We start from the raw sequence: 18,096 nt of genomic DNA on the forward strand, positions 1-18,096 counted from the left end.
TTGACAGCCCCCTGCCGTTTTTTTATACTGCGTCCTGCAATAGGGGGTTCAATGTGACTATTAAAAAACAGGAGGTGATTGGATGAGAAAGCTGTTTGTTCTTGGTATCATTTTTTCGTTTATCGTATTTCTTGCTCCCGGGTCCCTGATGGCGCAGGATTATCTGGCTGAAGGCGATGCCTACTTTGAAAAAGGTGGTGTGGAAAACTACGGAAAGGCGATAGAGGCCTATGGAAAGGCTCTTGAGCAGGATCCGGAAAGTTTCGAGGCAAATTGGAGGATGGCACGCGCCTATCGCTGGTACGGGGAACAGTCCAAGAGGGACAACGTTACGGATTGGGAGGACATCTGCGCCAAGTACGGGAAAGAGGGCATGAAATATGCCGCCAAGGCGATCGACCTGGATCCCGAGAAGCCGGAGGGATACTTCTGGTACGGGACAAACGTCGGTGTGTATTCCGATGGTGTCAGCATTCTGACGGCCCTGAAAGAAGGCCTGAAGGACAAGACCCAGGAAAGCTTCGAGAAGGTCTACGCCATGGATAAGGAGTTCGAAGAGGCGGGCGCCGTTCTCGCGCTGGGCCGTTTCTGGTCGGTGCTGCCCTGGCCGCTTCGGGACAGGGAAAAGGCGATCGTATACTTTGAAGAGTTCGAGCAGTACTATCCCGAAAAACCCGATTACCTGGTCTATTATGCCGAGACGCTGATCGGTGAGGGTGGAAAGGAAAACAAGGCGAAGGCGAAGGAACTGCTGGATAAGGCCGTGAACGCCGATGAAAAGTGGTGGAGCGACTGGGCGAAGCGCCTTATGGGAGATCTGTAATGTACGCTTGAGTTATGGATTGCCGGGCGCCGCGGAAGACAGCGGCGCCTTTTTTATGTGCTCTGTTATTTGTCCGTGGAACCTGTGGTTTCTTTCGCCTGCTCGTACAACTCCCGCGCCCGGTAGGAACTCCTGACGAACGGTCCGCCGGCGACGGCCGGGAACCCCAGACCTTCAGCATGGCGGCGCAGGTCGTCGAATTCGGTGGGATGGACAAAACGCTCCACGGGCAGGCAGGATCCGGCCGGTTGGAGATACTGGCCGACCGTCAGGACATCGCAGCCCGCGGCCGCCAGGTCTTCAAAGGTACGCCGGATCTCTTCGTCCCCTTCGCCGAGGCCGACCATCATGCCCGACTTCGTTACCATGGAGGCATCCATTTTTTTTGTTGACTCCAGGAGCTTCAGTGAGCGGTGATAGTCGGCGCGGGGCCGGACGGTATCATAGAGCCTGCTCACCGTTTCGATATTGTGATTGATAACCTGGGGTGCGGCATCAACGACGCGGCGAAGGGCCTCTTCGCTGCCCTGGAAATCGGGGATGAGCACTTCGATGCAGACACCGGGACAGCATTGCCGGATCGCCTCAATAGTGTCGGCAAAGACCCCGGCGCCGCCGTCGGAAAGGTCGTCCCGCGTCACGGAAGTGATGACCACGTAATCAAGGCCGACCTCGGCGACCGTCTCGGCCAGACGGCGCGGTTCCCCGCGATCCACCGCACCGGGGATGCCGTGTCTGACGGCGCAGAATCGGCAGTTTCTGGTGCAGATGTTTCCCAGTATCAGGAAGGTGGCCGTCCTGCGTGCGTAACATTCCCAGATATTCGGACACCGTGCTTCACGGCAGACCGTGTTCAGACGGTTCTTTTTCAGGATGGCCCGCATTGTTTCATAACCGGCGCCTGATGGAAGATTCCGCGAAAGCCAAGAAGGCTTTCCTTTCCGGTTCTCCTGCTGCTTTTTCAGGGTCATCGCGTGCGTCCAACGCCGACTGCCGGGGCAGCGGCGGTACTGAGATCACAGGATCAGTTCTTCCACGAATTCGATCAGCTGGTTCAGGTTCCGGCACGGCCTGAGTTCGTGGCAGTAAGGTTTGTAGGCGAACATTTCACTGTCTCCGGAATTCCACTCACTTTCCGGTTCCGGATTGAGCCATATGACCCGGCGGCTCTTCTCGCGCATTTCCGAAAGTATCCTGTCCTCCGGATGGAAGTAGTTCGTCCTCGCGTCGCCGATGATAATGAGGGTTGTCTTCTTGTTCAGAATATCCAGGTAATCTCTTTTGAAGTGCCGGAATGTTTCGCCGTAGTCCGTTGGAGCGTAGTATTCAATGTCGGTTTCGTGAAGCACCTTTTCAATGGCACTGTTGATCTCGTGATTTTCGAAGATGTCCGTTACCTCGGCGAGACCGGAGACGAAGATGAAACTGTTCACCTTGGTGAAGCATTCCTGGAGGGAATAGAGGATGTTGAGCATGAAACGGGCCGCCGACCACACGGAACTGGAAACGTCACAGAGGGTAACTATCTTTCCCCTGCGGGGCGGACGTTTCTTGAAGGCCAGTTCCACCGGTGTTCCCTGGTAGCGCATCGCCTTGCGGAGGGTCTTTTTGATATCAAGGACACCTCGGCTCCTGGCCGCGTAGCGGCGGCTTACGATATCCTTGAGCTTTCTGACGAGCCGGTCCACCACGTCCCGGACCTCCTCGACCTCCTGTTGGGTCAGGGCGGAAAAGGGACGTTCGCCCAGGTACTTGAGATGCTGCTCGTAACTTCTGATGTTCTGCAGGTCATCATAGAGGGGGCGCGGTTCATGCATGAGGAGCGAGTAGGCGCTGTCGAGGTGTCTGTTGAAGAAGTCGACCGCGTTGTGTCGCTCGATCCCCGCCGTGGAAGCGTACCGGTCATCGAGAAACTGGATCACCTTGGCGCGGACGGCATTGATCTGCATGAGAATTTCGAGGCGGCCGGCGAGTGGCCCCAGGTTGAATCTGACGTTCTGTGGCGCGTCATGGTCCATGTTCCGCATATGTCGGAGTGCGGTCAGGTACGCCAGGGGGTCTCCCGAGAGAAAATCCAGAAGCGACCGGTAGAGCATATCTCCGTTCGCCCGCTGGTAAAGAATTTCCATGGTGTCCCTGATAAGCCCGGCAAAGGGGTCGTCCTCGGACAGACCGCTGTCTTTGCCCATTTCATGAAAGAAGAGATGGTAGAGACGGTCGAATTTCGCCTGGTCGCGGCGGCTCTTGACGAAGTTTGTTCGCAGGACGGTTCTGAACTGGACCTCGTCGATGGTGTCGATCAGCTCGAGCTGGTTCAGGCAGTCCAGCACCTCCGCCGTCGACACGCGAAGGTCGGCGGCGCGGCAGCTCGACACAAATTTCAATATAAGGTTAACCATTCAATCCCGCCCGGGGGGTTATTGAATCGATATGTTCCCGGACCTTTTGTGAGTCCGCCCGATATTTGCAGATCACGTTCAGGGTTTCCAGGATAACACCGGGCGTTATGTCCTCCACCTGAAGGGCGATAAGCGATTGGGCCCAGTCAAGGCTTTCCGATATGCAGGGTTTTTTCTTCAGGTCCAGGTCCCGTATCTTTCGAACGGTTTCGACGAGTTGCTGTACCAGCCGCTCCCCGATGCCGGGGATCTTGAGCCTGATAACCCGCATTTCAAGCTCCCGTTCCGGATATTCGATGTAGATGTGAATGCACCGCCGTTTCAGGGCATCGCTCATGTCACGATAATTATTCGACGTGAGCACCACAAAGGGAATGTTCATCGCCCGCCGGGTCCCCAGTTCCGGGATGGAAACCTGAAAGTCGCTCAGAAGTTCCAGGAGAAACGCCTCGAATTCCGGGTCGGACTTGTCCACTTCGTCTATCAGGAGAACCACCGGTGCCGGTGAACTGATCGCCTGGAGAAGGGGGCGGGGCTGGATGAACCGCTCGGAAAAAAAGGCGTCTTCCTGTTTCGCGATGCGGTCAACGGCATCAGACAGCGTTCCGGCGCCGGCGATGACGTCCTGTATTTTCTCCTTTACCATCTGCGTGTAGAGAAGCTGTTTCGCGTATTCCCATTCGTACAGCGCCTTTGCTTCGTCAAGGCCTTCGTAACACTGGAGCCGGATCATCTCCCGTTCAAGGCCCCGTGCCACCGCCTTGGCAAGCTCCGTTTTCCCCACTCCCGCGGGTCCCTCCACCAGAATGGGCTTCCCCGTGGCTCCCGCGAGAAACACGACGGTGGCGATCTCCCGTGAGGAAATGTATCCCGCCTGTTCAAGTCTTTTTTCAACATCTTCAACGGATTTGAATGCCATGCGCGATATCCTTTCGATTCAAGACAGTCAATACACCAGAAGAGGGAAGGGGTCAACCGGTATAACCGGGCATGCCGGAAAAGGTCGCCGGGAGAAAGTTGCACTCATGGTCAATACACTCTGCCCATTCCATGGCGGGTACCGAGTACTTCCAGGGTGTCGTTGACCACGATGAACGCCTCGGGGTCTTCAGCGAGGATGAGCTCCTTCATCTTGGGAAGCTCCATGAGGCTGGTGATGGTGAAAATTATCTTTTTGTCAGTTCTTGTGAAGGCGCCTTCCCCTTTCAGAAAGGTCACCCCCCGTCCCTTGCTCTCCAGGATGCGGTGGGCGATCTCTTCCGCCCGGTTGGATACGACGAGGATCGATTTTCTCTTGTTGAATCCGGTCAGTACGGCATCGGTGATCTTGCCGCTGGTGAAGAGATAGACCAGTGAATAGAGAGCGATTTCCAGGTTGTAGAAGAACACACCGGTCAGAAGCACCGCCGCATTAAAGAAAAATATGATGGCCCCGATCCTGAAACCGAACTTCTTGTTCATGTAAACGGCGAGGATATCAAGACCGCCGGCGGATCCCGCCGAGCGCAGGATGAGCCCCGCGCCGGCCCCGCAGATGACCCCCGCGAGCAGTGCCGCAAGCATGGGATCGCGAACCGGGGGAAGGGAATAGTGTACGAACGTGGCGGACCAGGAAAAAAACCCCATCCCAAACAGAGAGTAAAGCATGAAACGCCTGCTGACGTGTTTCCATCCGAGATAGACCAGAGGGAGGTTCAGGCACAGGTAGACGAAGCCGATCCCCAGAAAGGGGTACTGGTAATGAGCAATGAGGGAAAGTCCCGTCAATCCGCCGGTGAGGAATCCCTGGGGGACGAGGACGCCCGTCAGCCCGATCATGAAAACGATACAGCCCATGGCGATCAACGCCGCGTTGACAGTGAGGTCCTTCAGGGGAGTGATCATTTTTTCACAATTTTCTTTAAGCGGAAGGGGATTGTTTTTCATGGAAAGCACCTCCGCTGCCGGTGGGGTGTTATGAGGTGGCGAACGTTAGAGCATCCCTGTTCGAGAGTCAAGAAAAAAATGGAACAGCCGGGTATCACCGCTTATTGAGGATTTCGAGTACCTTTCGGTAGATATCCTTGCGCGGGACCTTCAATTCCTTCGAAACGGCCGATACGATGTCCCGCGTCGAAAGACCGGGATCCGCACCCAGTCGCCGGACCATGCTCTCGATGCCTTTCGGCGGGATCCCCGGCTCGATCCTCTTTTCTCCGGCGATGACAAGGGTTATCTCGCCTTTTATCTCCGCCCGCTGGCGGAGTTCCCCGATCAGCACCGAAATGGTTCCCCGCAGGGTTTCTTCATGGATCTTCGTCATTTCCCGCGCCAGGGCGGCGGGCCGGTCACCGAACACGTCGAGGCATTCCTTCAGAAAGGCGGTTATCCGGCGGGGAGATTCGTAGAAAATGAGCGTCCGCTCCTCTTTTTTGAGGGATTCCAGGAACTGGTTGCGCTTTCCCTTTTTCGAGGGCGGAAAGCCGCAAAAGATGAAATTGTCCATGGGGAGCCCGGATACGCAAATGGCGGCCACGGCCGCGACAGGGCCCGGAACGGCAACGACGTCGATATCGTTTTCAAGGGCGTTTTTTATGAGCAGGTATCCCGGATCGGATATTCCCGGGGTCCCGGCATCGGACACATAGGCGATATTCCGCCCCTCCAGCAGCTTCGAAACGATGAGCGGACTTTTCCGTGCTTCCACTTCATCATAGAGACTTTCCAGCGGGGTCGTAATGCCATAGAAATTGAGAAGTTTTCTTGTCCTTCTCGTGTCCTCGGCGGCGATACCATCGACTTCACGGAGGATACGAAGGGCCCGCAGGGTGATATCCTCGAGGTTCCCGATCGGCGTGGCGACGATGTAAAGTGTCCCTCTTTTCATAATAAAAGGACCGTATAACGTGAATCGTAAAACGTGAATCGTAAAACGTGAATGTTGAAACGTGAGGCGATTTCCCGAAGCATCCATCCCCCCGCGTTAATCCGTTAATCCGCTAATCCATAATCCGCTAATCCGTAATCCGCTAATCCGTAATCCCCTAATCCATAATCCCCCAAGAAAATATAGTCTTTAAGTTTTCCCCTTTGCCACTGATTATATCATCTTCAAGTTTTTCACTCTGCCCCTCTGTCGCTTTGCCCCTTTGTCGCTTATTTATTATTCCACCAGATCAAAAGCGTTCATGAAGTGGTCCACCTGGTGACCCTCCGGCGAAAAAAGGATGGCGACCACATCGAACCGGGCTTTGCTGTCCATGCTTTTCCGTTCTTTCAGGAAGTGAAGGGCGACCTTCGATAATTTTTTCTGTTTTCGTTCGTCGACGGCCGCTTCGGGCGGTCCGAACTTCAGGGACGTCCGGCTTTTCACTTCCACAAAGACGAGGATTCCTCCGTCCAGGGCGACGATATCGATCTCGCCCATGCGGCACCGGTAGTTCTTTTCAACGATGGTATAGCCCCTGTCCAGCAGATACCGGACGGCCGTGTCTTCCCCTCTTTTTCCCCCTGTGATGGGACCGGTCACAGCTCCCCCCTGATGCGGAAGGAGTTTCTGTGTATGTCACAGCGGCCGCAGGTCGCGATCGCCTCACGGTGTTCCTTCGTCGGGTATCCCTTGTTTTTCCTGAAATTATACTGGGGGTACCGGTCATGATAATCATCCATGATACGGTCACGGGAAACCTTGGCGATGATCGATGCTGCGGCCACCGAGAGGGACCGTGAATCGCCCCGGATGATCGCTTCCTGCGGTATCGGCAGGGTCAGCGTGTTCAGACCGTCTATGAGAAGGTAGTCGGGAACGACGGAAAGGGAGGCGACGGCCTGTTCCATGGCCAGCAGGGTCGCCTGGAGGATGTTTACTCTGTCTATGACATCGTGTTCGGCTGTTCCGATGCCGACGGCACGGGCGTCATGAAGGATGCGGGAATAGAGACGTTCGCGTTTCAGGGGTGTCAGTTTCTTCGAGTCGCCGATCTCTTCGTTCCGGTATCCCGGGGGGAAGATGACAGCGGCGGCCACAACAGGACCCGCCAGGGGCCCCCTGCCTGCCTCGTCGATCCCGGCGATGAACCGGTAGCCGAGCCGGCGGGCCTTTCGCTCGAAGCTGTCCATGTTACCGGCGACCCAGTTCCTTGATGCGAGCCTTCTTGCCTCTCAGTCCTCTCAGGTAGTACAGCCGTGACCGACGGACCCGTCCCCGTGTCACCACTTCTATCCTGTCGATGATGGGTGAGTGAAGAGGAAAAGTTCGCTCCACGCCGATCCCCGATGATATTTTTCTCACCGTGAAGGTCGCACGGTTCTGGCCGCGTTTTTTCCTGATAACCGTTCCCTGAAAGACCTGGATTCGTTCCTTCTGTCCCTCGACTATTTTTACGTGGACCTTTACGGTGTCTCCCGACCGGAAAGCGGGAATGTCCACGCGCATCTGTTCTTTTTCGAGCATGTCAAGAGCATTCATTGGTACACAACCTCCTCAATCTATGAGCTGTCAGCCGGCGGCTGTAAGCTTTCGGTTTTTTTCGGTGCTTCTCCTACCGTTTCCCCAGCAATCTGTCAAGAACAATAGCGACGGCTGAACGGACCGAAAGATGATTATAATCGGTCAGTCCCATGATCGGTTCCAGGAGATAATCGGCACCGTCTATCACCTCCGTGGCAGATCCCCAGCCCGTTCCAAAGACCAGGAGATAGGCGTCACGTCCACGGGCCATGATCCTTTTCAGTTCCTTGAAAGATGTCGTTTTCAAACGGGGTTCGGCGCTGGTCGCGACCGTTTGAACGCCGCGTCCCGCCCCCTGTTCGATGTCGGCAACCACGTCTTCCAGGGTACATTTCACCGTGACACGCTGAAACGCTTCACCGCGGGAGGGGTTATAGGTGACCCCGTACCCTTCCTGCCAGTGGTGGATGATCCTGTTCACGTAATCATGCTGTTTCAGGATCGGTGTGACGATATAGAACCGCTCGATACCGTAGGTCCTGACAGCCCTGGAAATATCGTGGATGTCCATGTTCGTCACCGACGTGGTGACGATGTCTCCCCGTTTGTTGAGAACGGGGAAGTGTAAAAGAGCGAGATACAGACGGTCCGTGTTCATGGGGTGCTGTGTCTATGAACTGCGGTCGCTGACAACGGCGGTTCCATCAGGATGTTCCATCCTCCCGATTCGGCTCGCCGGTCAGCTCCTCCAGCATTTCTCTGTCTTCCTTCGAGAGGCCGGCCGATGCCAGCAGATCGGGCCTTCTTGCCAGGGTCCGCCTGAGCGCCTCCTTCCGGCGCCACTTGTCGATATTTTTCTGGTGACCCGAGAGCAGGACGGCGGGCACCTCCCATCCCCTGAACTCTCGCGGCCTCGTGTACTGGGGACCCTCGAGAAGACCCGTGGAAAAGGAATCATATATGACCGATTCCGTGTTTCCCACGAAACCCGGGACAAGCCGAGAAACAGCGTCGACGACCACCAGCGCTGCAAATTCTCCCCCGGAAAGAACGAAATCGCCGGCGGATATTTCCCGGTCGATAAGGTGCTCCCGGACCCGCTCATCAACGCCCTCATACCGCCCGCAGACAAGTACGAGCTGCTCGTGCCGCGCCAGTTCTTCCGCGGTCTCCTGGCAGAAGGTTTCCCCCTGGGGAGACAGCAGAATGACGAGGGCTTTTCCCCGGTCAGGTGCCGCTGCCTCGATCGCCCGGGCGATGGGCTCTACCTTCATGACCATTCCGCCGCCGCCGCCGAAGGGAGTGTCGTCGGTCACCCGGTGCCGGTCGAACGCGTGATCTCGAATATTATAAAGGTTGACCGCCACTATTCCTTTGTCGAGAGCTTTCTTCAAAAGACCGTGGTTGAGGGTCGATTCAAATATCTCGGGAAAGAGCGTTAAAATATCGAACCGTATCATCCCGCCTTATAACCCGTCGATCAGCGTCACGGTCATTCGTCCCTTTTCAAGGTCGATTTCCCTGACAACGTCGGAAAGCGCCGGCAGCAGGATCTCCCGTTCTCCACCACTTACCAGGTACACATCGTTACTTCCCGTGGGGAGGATATTTTCAATATGACCGAGCCATTGTCCTTCCCCGGTAAAGACATCGAGACCGATTATCTGGTGCCAGTAATATTCTCCTTCCGGCAAGGCCCCCAATCTGTCGGAGTACATGAAAACCGATAAACCTATCAGGACATTTGATGTTTCGATATTGGAAACACCTTCAAGGTCGAGAAAAAAACTCCTTCCCCGATTCGTGACGGACGTAACCGTGAAAGGAGTTGCCCCATCGCTCCGGTTTCCGATGAATACTTCATCAAGGGATTCCAGCAGATCGGGAGAATCCAGAAAGGAGCGAACTTTAACTCTGCCCTTCAACCCGATGGATTTGACGATTTTCCCTATTTCGAGCAGGTTTGTCACTATTCAATTATTTCAAGAACCGCCCTCTTGTGAAGTTTGGAGGATGCGGCGCTCAGGATCGTCCTCATGGCTTTTGCTGTTTTCCCCTGTTTGCCGATAACCTTACCAAGGTCTTCTTTCGCCACTCTCAGTTCGATAACGGAAGTCTGTTCGCCGATAACCTCGGAACAGTCAACCTGCTCAGGATAATCCACCAAAGCTTGAGCAATGTACTTGATCAAATCTTTCATCGTAACAACCTCCACTCATTGTAAAAGGTTAACAGAAGATTATTATCCTGCCTCAGCCTTCCTTTCCTCCGTCATGAGCCCTTTTTTTCTCAGCAGATCCGAAACGGTCGCTGTGGGTTTCGCCCCCTTTGACAACCATTCTGCTATACGGTCCTCTTTGACGTTTATTTCCGGCGGATCCTGAAGGGGATCGTAGTTTCCGACGATCTCAATGAACCGGCCGTCCCGCGGCGCCTCACTGTCGGCCACCACGATCCTGTAATATGGTTTTTTCTTTGCGCCCATTCGCGTCAATCTGATTTTAACTGCCATTCCGTCCGCTTATCACCTCCTGTAATTATTCGAGAATAAACACCGTTTTTATCACATGTTATCTGTTAATTAAAGGGAAAATTGCCACGTCGAAGGGATTTCATGCCACCCTTCGTCAATTTTTTCATCATTTTCCTCATCTCGACATAGTTCTTGAGCAGCCGATTCACGTCTTGCACCGTGGTACCGCTTCCTCGGGCTATCCTTTTTCGCCGCTGGCCGTCTATGATCTGGTAGTTCATGCGCTCCTTCGCCGTCATGGAATCGATGATCGCCATGGTCCTGACAAGTTCTTTCTCATCGGGCGCGGCGTTCTTGAGGGCCTTGATCTTACCGAAACCGGGTATCATTCCGAGAATATCCTGGAGGGGCCCCATTTTCCGTATCTGCATGAGCTGATTTTTCAGGTCGTCGAGGGTGAACGAATCCTTTCTGAGCTTTTTTTCCAGATCCCGCGCCGCTTTTTCATCGATGGTCATCTGGGCTTTCTCGACCAGCGAGAGAATGTCACCCATGCCCAGAATTCTTGAGGCCATGCGCTCGGGGTGAAATACTTCCAGTGCGTCTATCTTTTCCCCCGTACCGATGAACTTTATCGGCCGGTCGGTCACCTTTTTCAGGGACAGCGCCGCCCCGCCGCGGGCATCGCCGTCCATTTTGGTGAGGATCACCCCACTGATGCCAAGCAACTCGTCAAAGGTCGATGCAACATTGACGGCATCCTGGCCGGTCATCGCGTCGGCGACGAAGATGATCTCCGTGGGTTTGACCGCCTCCCTGATCCGTTTCAGCTCATCCATGAGGGCTTCGTCTATATGCAGGCGACCGGCTGTATCGATGAGAAGGGTGTCAAATCCTCTGGAATCGGCATCTTCAAGGGCGTTCAGGCATATTTTCACGGGGTCTTCCTGATTTCGAGAATCGTAGAATCCCGCCTTGACGCGTTCGCCCAGGACCTTGAGCTGTTCGATGGCCGCGGGCCGGTATATGTCCGCGGAAACAAGGGAAACCCGGTGTCCCTGGCGCATCAGATGACGTGCCAGCTTTGCCGCCGTCGTTGTTTTCCCGCACCCTTGAAGTCCGACGAGCATGACAGGCGCCGGGAACCGGCCGGACAGCCGAAGAAGGCTGCTGTCGGTTCCCATCAGGTCCACCAGGCGTTCATGGACTATCTTGACGATCTGCTGGCCGGGGGTGATGCTCTCGAGAACTTCCTGTCCCACGGCCCGTTGTCGCACATCTTCGATGAATTCCTTGACGACCTTGAAATTGACGTCCGCTTCGAGCAGGGCGATCCTGATGTCCTTCAGGGCCAGACGGACATTCTCCTCATCCAGAATACCCCTGCTTTTGAGGTTCTTGAAAACGGAGTCGAGTTTCTCGGTCAGGTTCTCAAACATTTGTTGTACTTCCTTTTTCCTTCATCAGCCGCCGGTTTTTCTGACCAGGCAGTTTATTCCCCTGATCCTGACCTCGATGGTTTCGGAGACGGCCTCTGCCTCCTGAAAGGTCCCGTATCCCTCGAGTATGAGCCGGTACCAGGTCCCCTTTGCTCCGAGCTCCACCTGTTCCACCCGGGGCGTGTACCCCAGGGAGGCGAGGCGTTCTTTCATCCGTTCCACCCGAACCGTGTCCTTGAAAGAGGCGACCTGCACAGAATATGGACCAGAAGCGGTCTTTACCGGTTCTTTCACCACCGGTGCGGACGCCTGTTCGACAGGCGCTGCCGTCGTTACCTTCTCCTGCGGTTTTTCTACTGCCACTGGCGGTGCTCCCTGCGGCAGTTTCTCTTCGGCCTTCGGTTCTTCTTTTTCCTCGGAGCGCGGCAGGGTTTCATAAAAGGTCAACCGTATGTCGTCGCTCTCCTGTGGAGACGTATCCTTTTCGGATGTCCGTGCCCGGGCAAGCATATCAGCCGATGTTTCGATGATCTTTTTCGCGACGGCGTCGGGAATTTCCTTTGCGATCTTCTGCGGATAGCTTTCTATGTTCTTACCCACCATGACGCCGCCGATGAATGCCCCGGAAACCATCAGGGCTATCCCGATGGTAAAGAGAACGAGGCCGAGTTTTCCCAGCCTGAACTCGAAGGCTTTTGAATTCCGTGCCGGCATCAGAAAGGTCACTTTCATGTAGCAGTTTCAGGCCGACCGGTTCCTGAAAACTGAATTCAGGAGCCCGGCGGCGGGTCACATCCGTTCCGGTGCCGTGACTCCCAGTAACGTCAAGGCGTTCCTCAAAACCGTACCAACGCATTTGACAAGGAACAATCGTGCCAGTGAAAGTGCCTTGTCATCGGTAACGACGCGGTGCTTATTGTAATAGCTGTGGAATTTCGATGCAAGGTCATTGCAGTAAAATGTGATGCGGTGCGGTTCGAGCGATACGGCGCTTCCCTCGATAAGTTCGGGGTACCGGTCGATTATCTTCACCAGTTCATGTTCCTCCGGAATAGACAGCAGAGCGACGTCGATATCGTCATATCCCGGAATTCTTTCGTAACCACGCTCCGCCGCGGTTCTCATGATGCTTGCGATCCTGGCGTGGGCGTACTGGACGTAATAGACGGGGTTTTCGTTCGATTGTTCCTTGGCGAGCTCCAGATCGAAATCAAGGTGGCTGTTCGAACGGCGCATGAGGTAATTATACCGTGCGGCGTCCCGGCCCACTTCGTCGATGACCTCGCGGAGGGTTACGAACTCGCCGGCTCTCGTGGACATGGCGATGGGCCTGCCCCTCCTGAGGAGATTGACGAGCTGGACGAGAATGATCTCCAGGTCCTCCTTCTCCCTGCCGAGGGCCTGTATGCCGGCGTACATGCGGGGTACGTATCCGTGATGATCGGCCCCCCAGACATCGATGACCCGTTCGAATCCCCGGGAATACTTGTTCAAATGATAGGCGATATCGGCGGCAAAATAGGTCGGCTCACCGTTCTCCCGCACCACGACCCGGTCTTTCTCGTCACCGAAAGCGGTCGTTTTGAACCAGAGTGTTGCGCCGTCACGGTAGATGAACCCCTTTTCCTCCAGCTCGCCGAGCAGCGCCGATACCCCGTCGTCCCGGTAGAGCTCCCTTTCACTGAAGTAACAGTCGAAGACGACGCCGAACTCCTTGAGGTCATCCTTGATTCCTTCAAGAATGGAAGCGGCGGCATAGTCCGTCATGAGCGGGACGACCTCATCATCACTTTTTAAGAGAAGGGTGTCGCCGTACTGTTCTTTCATGTCCCGCGCCAGGCCGGAAATGTAATCCCCCTGGTAACAGGTTTCGGGAAACTCAACCGCTTCGCCGGACAGCTCGCGGTATCGAAGCCAGACCGACCTGCCGAGAATGTTCATCTGCTTCCCTGCGTCATTGATGTAATATTCTCTCGATACCTCATGGCCCGTTGCGGCCAGGATCGCCGCCGTCACATCTCCGATGACGGCCCCCCGGGCATGGCCGACGTGGAGCGGACCCGTGGGGTTGGCGCTGACGAATTCAACCTGAACCCTCATGCCTCCACCCATGTCCGATTTCCCGTAGTCATCTCCCCGCTCGTCCACCTCTTTGAGCAGTGTGACCCACACATCTTCTCTGATGAAGAAATTTATGAATCCCGGCCCGGCTATTTCCACGGAATCCAGGATTGCGTCATGATCATCGATATTCTCCACGATGGCGGCCGCTATTTTCCGTGGGTTCGTCCGCTGGAACGATGCAATGGCCATGGCGATGTTCGTCGCATAGTCGCCGTGGGTCCCCTCGCGGGGGAGTTCCACTTCGACGGTCGGAAGGGTGCAGGGCGAAAGAAGTCCCTTTTCAAAGCAGGAATGGATTGATTCGGTGATAAGGGTGATCAATTTCTTTTTCATGAGGGTTCCGATTCCTCCAGGACATAAAAAATGAAAAAGTTGGCAACAGGGCCAACCTTTTCAGGGCTCTCAAGTTGCGAGGTTTTTACAAATATTCTCCATGTCCTGTCAACTCATTTTTTCATGCTTGTTCGTTGGAATGATCGTCATCAATTTACCAAATTTTGCCACTCCGGTATATGAGGATATAGAAACAGTGACGAAAATGACAAGAAGCGTTCCCAAAGACCACAGACCGATTTTATTATTCAGCATGAAGAGGAATCCGCCAGGGGGCCGTTCTTTATTGACTTTGTTGCAAAAGGGCCTTTATAGTAACTAACATCTGTTGTGGGATAGTGGTTGGCGAAATCTCTTCTCGTCGTTTCAATCATTATTATTCACCCTGTGATACGGAGGGCTTTATGAGGAAAATCATTATCACATCAATGATGATCGTCCTGTTTTTCTGCCTGCATTCTCAGGTGCTGGCGGCCTATCACATCGTTCTTGAGAACGGTGCGGAATTTTACACGCATCACTACTGGGAAGAGAACGGTCAGATCATGTTCTATGCCCGTGGGGGAATTATCGGTGTTGAACGGAGTGCCGTGAAGAGAATTGAAAATTCAGATATGCCCTCCCGAGAGCAGAAACCGGAACCAGTGTCACTTCCTGCCGGGGAAGAGACACCGGGGAAGCCATCTGTGGCCGGTGAAAAGAGTGATGCAGTGCAGGCCGACATCCCGTTGATGATGGCAAAAAAGAAACAGCTTGACAAAGAAATAGCTGAGGCTGAAGAAGCTTTTGGCAGAGTCCGCAACAGTGGAAACGAGAAGGAACTGGAAAAAGCCCGAAACCGCCTTTCCTCGCTTCTCTATCGCGAGTCCCAACTGTTCAAGGAGGCCAAGGAAGCGGCCGGCGGAAAGGTCCCCGACTGGTGGAATGCAAAGCCCGGTATATAACCAACCCTGAAGGTGAATTCGGGTTGATGGTACGGTTCACGGTTAATACCATTAATTCCGGACTTCCTCCCGCCAGGCAACGATTGAAAGGTCATTGAGGGGTACAATATATTTGTCCTTCAGAGCCGTATCATAAAAGAGGTCTCCGCCGTTGTGCATGAGGACTGTGGAACCCCAGACGGAACCGCAGAAATTGGAAGAGCTGTTCAGTTCAATTTCATCAGCCCGCGGAGCATAGATGAGCCCCTTGAGGGTTCCTGTATTGTGAAACCGGATGCCCGCAGCTGAGTTGGAAAAGAGAGAGAAATTTGCGGGGTCCCCGGAAATTTTGATAACCGACGAATCTCTGGCATTGAAGATGTCGAGACCGGTAAAACAGCAGTCCGGTTCCTTGAGATACATATGTACCTCATTATGCGCGTTCATGATTTCGAGCATCTGCCCCTGATTGAGCGTGACCGAACCCTCGACATAAATATTGACCGGTCCCTCCGAGGCGTCTATCACAAGTTTTCCGTTTGCCCCTTCTTTTTTATCGATGATGATTTCATTGAAATAGTAAGTCCCTGCTGTGATTGTTGCTGTAATGCCTTCCACGTTCAGTATCCCTGGAAGTGAGCCGTTGTCATTATTGAATTGCACATGATCAAAAGAGTCATTGTAACACTGGTTTAGAACACCCAGTGGATCAGGATTGATCCACCCTGATTCAATTCCTTCGACGCCGGTAACGGTGTACTTTCTTTCCGGTGTTCTGAAATCTGCCCGTTCGTCCGGGTTGTCCCCGTCGGTACCGAGAATCACGTCACCGTCGATATAGGTGCCATCCTCGATTTTCACTTTCCCATTGGAACCTATGTCACCTTCACCGGTTGAAACAAAGTCCGCGTCACCCGGTTGCGGTCCCCGGCGGTGATCGTAACTGTATACATGTCCCCTCGATTTTCCATCGAATTTATTGTTGCCGAATGCCGCAAAAGGAATTGCTGGGCCTGTTTCCCTGATAAAGTGCACAGCCACTGTAACGGATGCATTTTCAGGCCCTGTTCCAATGCTGCGCATGTAGTAGATGCCGGGCCCCGTCATGTCAATGCCCGTAATTTCGAAGGCGAATCCGGCCGGGACCCCCGTTGCTGCCATAAAGGTATTGAATTCCTGGTTTGTTGATGGGATGTCGAAAGTAGCATGTGCCATGGCCTGTTCCAGGGTGGCAATGGCATAATGAATGCCGGCCTCCGCGTTATAAAGGGCCTGGGTGCTTGATTTGTAATTCCTGCTGATCTTTATGTCCGTCGAGGTCTGCATGACCGCCGTTGTTCCCAGAACGATCAAAATTGCCATGACAAGAAGAGCCGACACAAGGACAATGCCTTGCTGCCCCATGATCCCCCTGCTGATCGTATATATATTCATGACCGACCCGTTCATTTTTTTACAGTCCTTTCACCTTTCGGTCTTGCAGATTCAGGTTCCGCGGTTGGACAGTCGTCTGCAGGGTGTAACGCCGGAAATGATCGTGGTATACGGGATGGATATATCGGGGGTCTGATTCGTCACACTGTATTGTCAGGGTGAGCCGTATCCGTCTTATATTGGAAAGGACGGTTGTTGTATTCCCATCCTGATCGAAGTATTCAAAGGTCAGTGTATCGATATGTTCTGCAACAGGTTGATACGAGCCGTTTTGTGATTTCCGGCCGAGCTTTCTAATTCCATCACACGATGTGTAAATGCCGTAAGTGATCTGTTCATTTGCATCTCCGGTATCACCGTCGGGGGCGTCAACGCTGTTGATGCCGGTAATATCCTGAGTAAACCGGATCCGGCAATCACAGGCTTCCTGTATCCCCGCATTGGCGGTGCCCAGAGGGTCATATCCGGCCATTCGTATTTCCCGGGCCATGATATCCATTGCAGACCGGGCGTTTTGCTGCATTTCGATAATGTTTTCCTGAAGATTGTAGGAACGATTTTCGGCGATGAAGACGGCATAAAGCGCTCCGATGACAATAATTCCCAGTGCCATGCCTGTAAGTGTTTCGATAAGTGTAAATCCGTGAATTTTTGCCAATCCGTTCATGATAACCGTCCGATCTCAGGGGGTGACGATAGTTTTCAGTTTGACCGTTTTGGGCTTTCCATAACGGTTCCAGGAAACGCTGACTTCTATCGTTGACATGCCTGTTCCCGGCGAATTGGTCAAGACCGTCCACTGCCGGGAGAACGTGGCACCCACCTTCTCTGGTCCGCCGCTTGTCAATTTGCTGTAACCGGTGTTTTTCAAATCTTCCAGGGTATCCTGTGCCAGAATTGTGGCGTTGGTGAGTTCCCTGCTGAAGGCATTTCCGTTTATGACTGTTGCCGTTACGGTCATGATGCTTGTCAGGGTGATGGCAATGATAAAGATGGTAATAAGAATTTCGAGTATCGTAAATCCCGTGATGTTTTTGAATTGCCTCATGATGATTGTTCCCCCTTGCTTTTTCACAAAGTTGCTCCTGTGCATCCTAACTCCAGGTCCACACATGACGGGTCATGGCCGGACCGGCCGATGCTTATCCATGCCTCTGATTATGGGGGGATCAGTCAGAAATTCGATGCCCTGCTACGGGGGCTCGAATCGTGAATGCAATCATTCTGTATCAAAAACCACTGAAAAAGGTAAATGCTCAATCCGCCCGGACGTCCCACCAGGAAACGACGGTCATTTCATAGCGGTTTGAAGGATAGAGATCCTTCAACGCCGTATCAAAGTAAAATTCGCCACCGTTCTTGATATCGGCGGTTCCTCCCCAGACAAGGCCGTAGGCGTCGGCGGAGTTCTTTATTTCCACGTGGGAGTACGGGGCGTAGATCATGCCGCGGAAGTCACCGTTGTGCTTGAAGATGACATCCTGTGACGAGTTCGAGAACAGCTTGAAGTCGGTGGGATTGCCGTTGGAATTGATGGATGCGCCCGTCTTTGCCTCCAGGTCACCCTCGGATATGTCCACGGTGCCGCTCAGATACACGTTGACGGGGCCCGCGGAGGCGTCGATATTGAGCGTAGCACCGTTCTTCAGGGTCAGGCTCGTGATATAGTAGTCGGCGCCGCCCGGCTTGCCTACCAGGGTCAGGGTTTCGGCATTCCCC

General features: G+C 53.9%; 22 protein-coding genes. 2 read left to right on the plus strand and 20 right to left on the minus strand.

All coding sequences use genetic code 11. The annotated features are described in order from the left end of the window. The first annotated feature begins 82 nt into the window (after positions 1 to 82). Positions 83 to 823 carry a tetratricopeptide repeat protein gene (locus JXO48_11150; protein MBN2284435.1) on the plus strand — a complete coding sequence of 247 codons (741 nt, stop codon included), beginning with the start codon at positions 83 to 85 and terminating at the stop codon, positions 821 to 823. Between the two features lie 65 nt (positions 824 to 888). On the opposite strand, the gene lipA is transcribed toward JXO48_11150, so the two are convergent. The 16 genes from lipA to JXO48_11230 form a co-directional block, all read right to left on the minus strand. After that, positions 889 to 1,794: a lipoyl synthase gene (lipA, locus tag JXO48_11155; protein ID MBN2284436.1), complete on the minus strand. Its 906-nt coding sequence runs from the start codon at positions 1,792 to 1,794 to the stop codon at positions 889 to 891. Between the two features lie 45 nt (positions 1,795 to 1,839). Beyond that, positions 1,840 to 3,222, minus strand: a complete 1,383-nt coding sequence (locus JXO48_11160; GenBank protein MBN2284437.1) for a VWA domain-containing protein — start codon at positions 3,220 to 3,222, stop codon at positions 1,840 to 1,842. Next, positions 3,215 to 4,141 (minus strand): MoxR family ATPase, encoded by a 927-nt coding sequence (locus JXO48_11165; GenBank protein ID MBN2284438.1) that lies wholly within the window; start codon positions 4,139 to 4,141, stop codon positions 3,215 to 3,217. The genes JXO48_11160 and JXO48_11165 overlap by 8 nt, the downstream gene beginning before the upstream one ends. 110 nt (positions 4,142 to 4,251) lie before the next feature. Continuing rightward, the gene (locus tag JXO48_11170) at positions 4,252 to 5,148 is read right to left on the minus strand and encodes a YitT family protein (protein ID MBN2284439.1); all 897 of its coding nucleotides are present in this window, start codon (positions 5,146 to 5,148) and stop codon (positions 4,252 to 4,254) included. A 94-nt stretch (positions 5,149 to 5,242) separates the two neighbouring features. Continuing rightward, positions 5,243 to 6,088, minus strand: coding sequence for a 16S rRNA (cytidine(1402)-2'-O)-methyltransferase (rsmI, locus tag JXO48_11175; protein MBN2284440.1), 846 nt, complete (start codon positions 6,086 to 6,088; stop codon positions 5,243 to 5,245). 276 nt (positions 6,089 to 6,364) lie between these two features. Next, entirely contained in the window at positions 6,365 to 6,730 is a 366-nt protein-coding gene (locus tag JXO48_11180) for a YraN family protein (GenBank protein ID MBN2284441.1), read from the minus strand. Further along, complete coding sequence (locus JXO48_11185) at positions 6,727 to 7,320, minus strand: ribonuclease HII (GenBank protein MBN2284442.1); 594 nt, start codon at positions 7,318 to 7,320, stop codon at positions 6,727 to 6,729. Before JXO48_11185 ends, JXO48_11180 begins: the two co-directional genes overlap by 4 nt. Position 7,321: 1 nt before the next feature. Then, positions 7,322 to 7,669: a 50S ribosomal protein L19 gene (gene rplS / locus JXO48_11190; GenBank protein ID MBN2284443.1), complete on the minus strand. Its 348-nt coding sequence runs from the start codon at positions 7,667 to 7,669 to the stop codon at positions 7,322 to 7,324. Between the two features lie 73 nt (positions 7,670 to 7,742). Further along, positions 7,743 to 8,309, minus strand: coding sequence for an RNA methyltransferase (locus tag JXO48_11195; protein ID MBN2284444.1), 567 nt, complete (start codon positions 8,307 to 8,309; stop codon positions 7,743 to 7,745). Positions 8,310 to 8,355: 46 nt separating this feature from the next. After that, complete coding sequence (trmD, locus tag JXO48_11200) at positions 8,356 to 9,108, minus strand: tRNA (guanosine(37)-N1)-methyltransferase TrmD (protein ID MBN2284445.1); 753 nt, start codon at positions 9,106 to 9,108, stop codon at positions 8,356 to 8,358. Between the two features lie 9 nt (positions 9,109 to 9,117). Then, a complete protein-coding gene (rimM, locus tag JXO48_11205) occupies positions 9,118 to 9,621 on the minus strand; it encodes a 16S rRNA processing protein RimM (GenBank protein ID MBN2284446.1) in 504 nt (167 codons plus the stop codon). After that, complete coding sequence (locus JXO48_11210) at positions 9,621 to 9,851, minus strand: KH domain-containing protein (protein MBN2284447.1); 231 nt, start codon at positions 9,849 to 9,851, stop codon at positions 9,621 to 9,623. The genes rimM and JXO48_11210 overlap by 1 nt, the downstream gene beginning before the upstream one ends. A gap of 42 nt (positions 9,852 to 9,893) precedes the next feature. Further along, the gene (rpsP, locus tag JXO48_11215; protein ID MBN2284448.1) at positions 9,894 to 10,163 is read right to left on the minus strand and encodes a 30S ribosomal protein S16; all 270 of its coding nucleotides are present in this window, start codon (positions 10,161 to 10,163) and stop codon (positions 9,894 to 9,896) included. A 65-nt stretch (positions 10,164 to 10,228) separates the two neighbouring features. Continuing rightward, positions 10,229 to 11,563 (minus strand): signal recognition particle protein, encoded by a 1,335-nt coding sequence (gene ffh / locus JXO48_11220; GenBank protein ID MBN2284449.1) that lies wholly within the window; start codon positions 11,561 to 11,563, stop codon positions 10,229 to 10,231. Positions 11,564 to 11,587: 24 nt separating this feature from the next. Next, positions 11,588 to 12,295, minus strand: coding sequence for an SPOR domain-containing protein (locus tag JXO48_11225; protein MBN2284450.1), 708 nt, complete (start codon positions 12,293 to 12,295; stop codon positions 11,588 to 11,590). A 57-nt stretch (positions 12,296 to 12,352) separates the two neighbouring features. Then, positions 12,353 to 14,020, minus strand: coding sequence for an arginine--tRNA ligase (locus tag JXO48_11230; GenBank protein MBN2284451.1), 1,668 nt, complete (start codon positions 14,018 to 14,020; stop codon positions 12,353 to 12,355). A gap of 404 nt (positions 14,021 to 14,424) precedes the next feature. On the opposite strand from JXO48_11230, the gene JXO48_11235 reads away from it, so the two are divergent. Next, complete coding sequence (locus tag JXO48_11235) at positions 14,425 to 14,964, plus strand: hypothetical protein (protein ID MBN2284452.1); 540 nt, start codon at positions 14,425 to 14,427, stop codon at positions 14,962 to 14,964. A 51-nt stretch (positions 14,965 to 15,015) separates the two neighbouring features. Here JXO48_11235 and JXO48_11240 read toward each other — a convergent pair whose 3' ends face one another. The 4 genes from JXO48_11240 to JXO48_11255 form a co-directional block, all read right to left on the minus strand. Continuing rightward, positions 15,016 to 16,377 carry a pilus assembly PilX N-terminal domain-containing protein gene (locus JXO48_11240; GenBank protein MBN2284453.1) on the minus strand — a complete coding sequence of 454 codons (1,362 nt, stop codon included), beginning with the start codon at positions 16,375 to 16,377 and terminating at the stop codon, positions 15,016 to 15,018. A 19-nt stretch (positions 16,378 to 16,396) separates the two neighbouring features. Next, positions 16,397 to 17,044: a hypothetical protein gene (locus tag JXO48_11245; protein MBN2284454.1), complete on the minus strand. Its 648-nt coding sequence runs from the start codon at positions 17,042 to 17,044 to the stop codon at positions 16,397 to 16,399. Between the two features lie 15 nt (positions 17,045 to 17,059). Then, complete coding sequence (locus JXO48_11250; protein ID MBN2284455.1) at positions 17,060 to 17,425, minus strand: hypothetical protein; 366 nt, start codon at positions 17,423 to 17,425, stop codon at positions 17,060 to 17,062. Between the two features lie 208 nt (positions 17,426 to 17,633). Beyond that, positions 17,634 to 18,096: hypothetical protein (locus JXO48_11255; GenBank protein MBN2284456.1), on the minus strand; the 463-nt coding region annotated here is incomplete at its 5' end.

It is taken from the genome of Deltaproteobacteria bacterium (assembly GCA_016933965.1).
Classification (GTDB): Bacteria; Desulfobacterota; Syntrophia; order Syntrophales; family UBA2210; genus JAFGTS01.

Coding starts and splice junctions, on each gene's coding strand:
- lipA (MBN2284436.1), bottom strand. CDS start 1,794: ATGACCCTGAAAAAGCAGCAGGAGAACCGGAAAGGAAAGCCTTCTTGG.
- rpsP (MBN2284448.1), bottom strand. CDS start 10,163: ATGGCAGTTAAAATCAGATTGACGCGAATGGGCGCAAAGAAAAAACCA.
- ffh (MBN2284449.1), bottom strand. CDS start 11,563: ATGTTTGAGAACCTGACCGAGAAACTCGACTCCGTTTTCAAGAACCTC.
- JXO48_11160 (MBN2284437.1), bottom strand. CDS start 3,222: ATGGTTAACCTTATATTGAAATTTGTGTCGAGCTGCCGCGCCGCCGAC.
- JXO48_11240 (MBN2284453.1), bottom strand. CDS start 16,377: ATGAATATATATACGATCAGCAGGGGGATCATGGGGCAGCAAGGCATT.
- JXO48_11150 (MBN2284435.1), top strand. CDS start 83: ATGAGAAAGCTGTTTGTTCTTGGTATCATTTTTTCGTTTATCGTATTT.
- JXO48_11165 (MBN2284438.1), bottom strand. CDS start 4,141: ATGGCATTCAAATCCGTTGAAGATGTTGAAAAAAGACTTGAACAGGCG.
- JXO48_11210 (MBN2284447.1), bottom strand. CDS start 9,851: ATGAAAGATTTGATCAAGTACATTGCTCAAGCTTTGGTGGATTATCCT.
- JXO48_11185 (MBN2284442.1), bottom strand. CDS start 7,320: ATGGACAGCTTCGAGCGAAAGGCCCGCCGGCTCGGCTACCGGTTCATC.
- JXO48_11170 (MBN2284439.1), bottom strand. CDS start 5,148: ATGAAAAACAATCCCCTTCCGCTTAAAGAAAATTGTGAAAAAATGATC.
- JXO48_11245 (MBN2284454.1), bottom strand. CDS start 17,044: ATGAACGGATTGGCAAAAATTCACGGATTTACACTTATCGAAACACTT.
- JXO48_11235 (MBN2284452.1), top strand. CDS start 14,425: ATGAGGAAAATCATTATCACATCAATGATGATCGTCCTGTTTTTCTGC.
- JXO48_11230 (MBN2284451.1), bottom strand. CDS start 14,020: ATGAAAAAGAAATTGATCACCCTTATCACCGAATCAATCCATTCCTGC.
- JXO48_11250 (MBN2284455.1), bottom strand. CDS start 17,425: ATGAGGCAATTCAAAAACATCACGGGATTTACGATACTCGAAATTCTT.
- rplS (MBN2284443.1), bottom strand. CDS start 7,669: ATGAATGCTCTTGACATGCTCGAAAAAGAACAGATGCGCGTGGACATT.
- JXO48_11225 (MBN2284450.1), bottom strand. CDS start 12,295: ATGAAAGTGACCTTTCTGATGCCGGCACGGAATTCAAAAGCCTTCGAG.
- JXO48_11195 (MBN2284444.1), bottom strand. CDS start 8,309: ATGAACACGGACCGTCTGTATCTCGCTCTTTTACACTTCCCCGTTCTC.
- rsmI (MBN2284440.1), bottom strand. CDS start 6,088: ATGAAAAGAGGGACACTTTACATCGTCGCCACGCCGATCGGGAACCTC.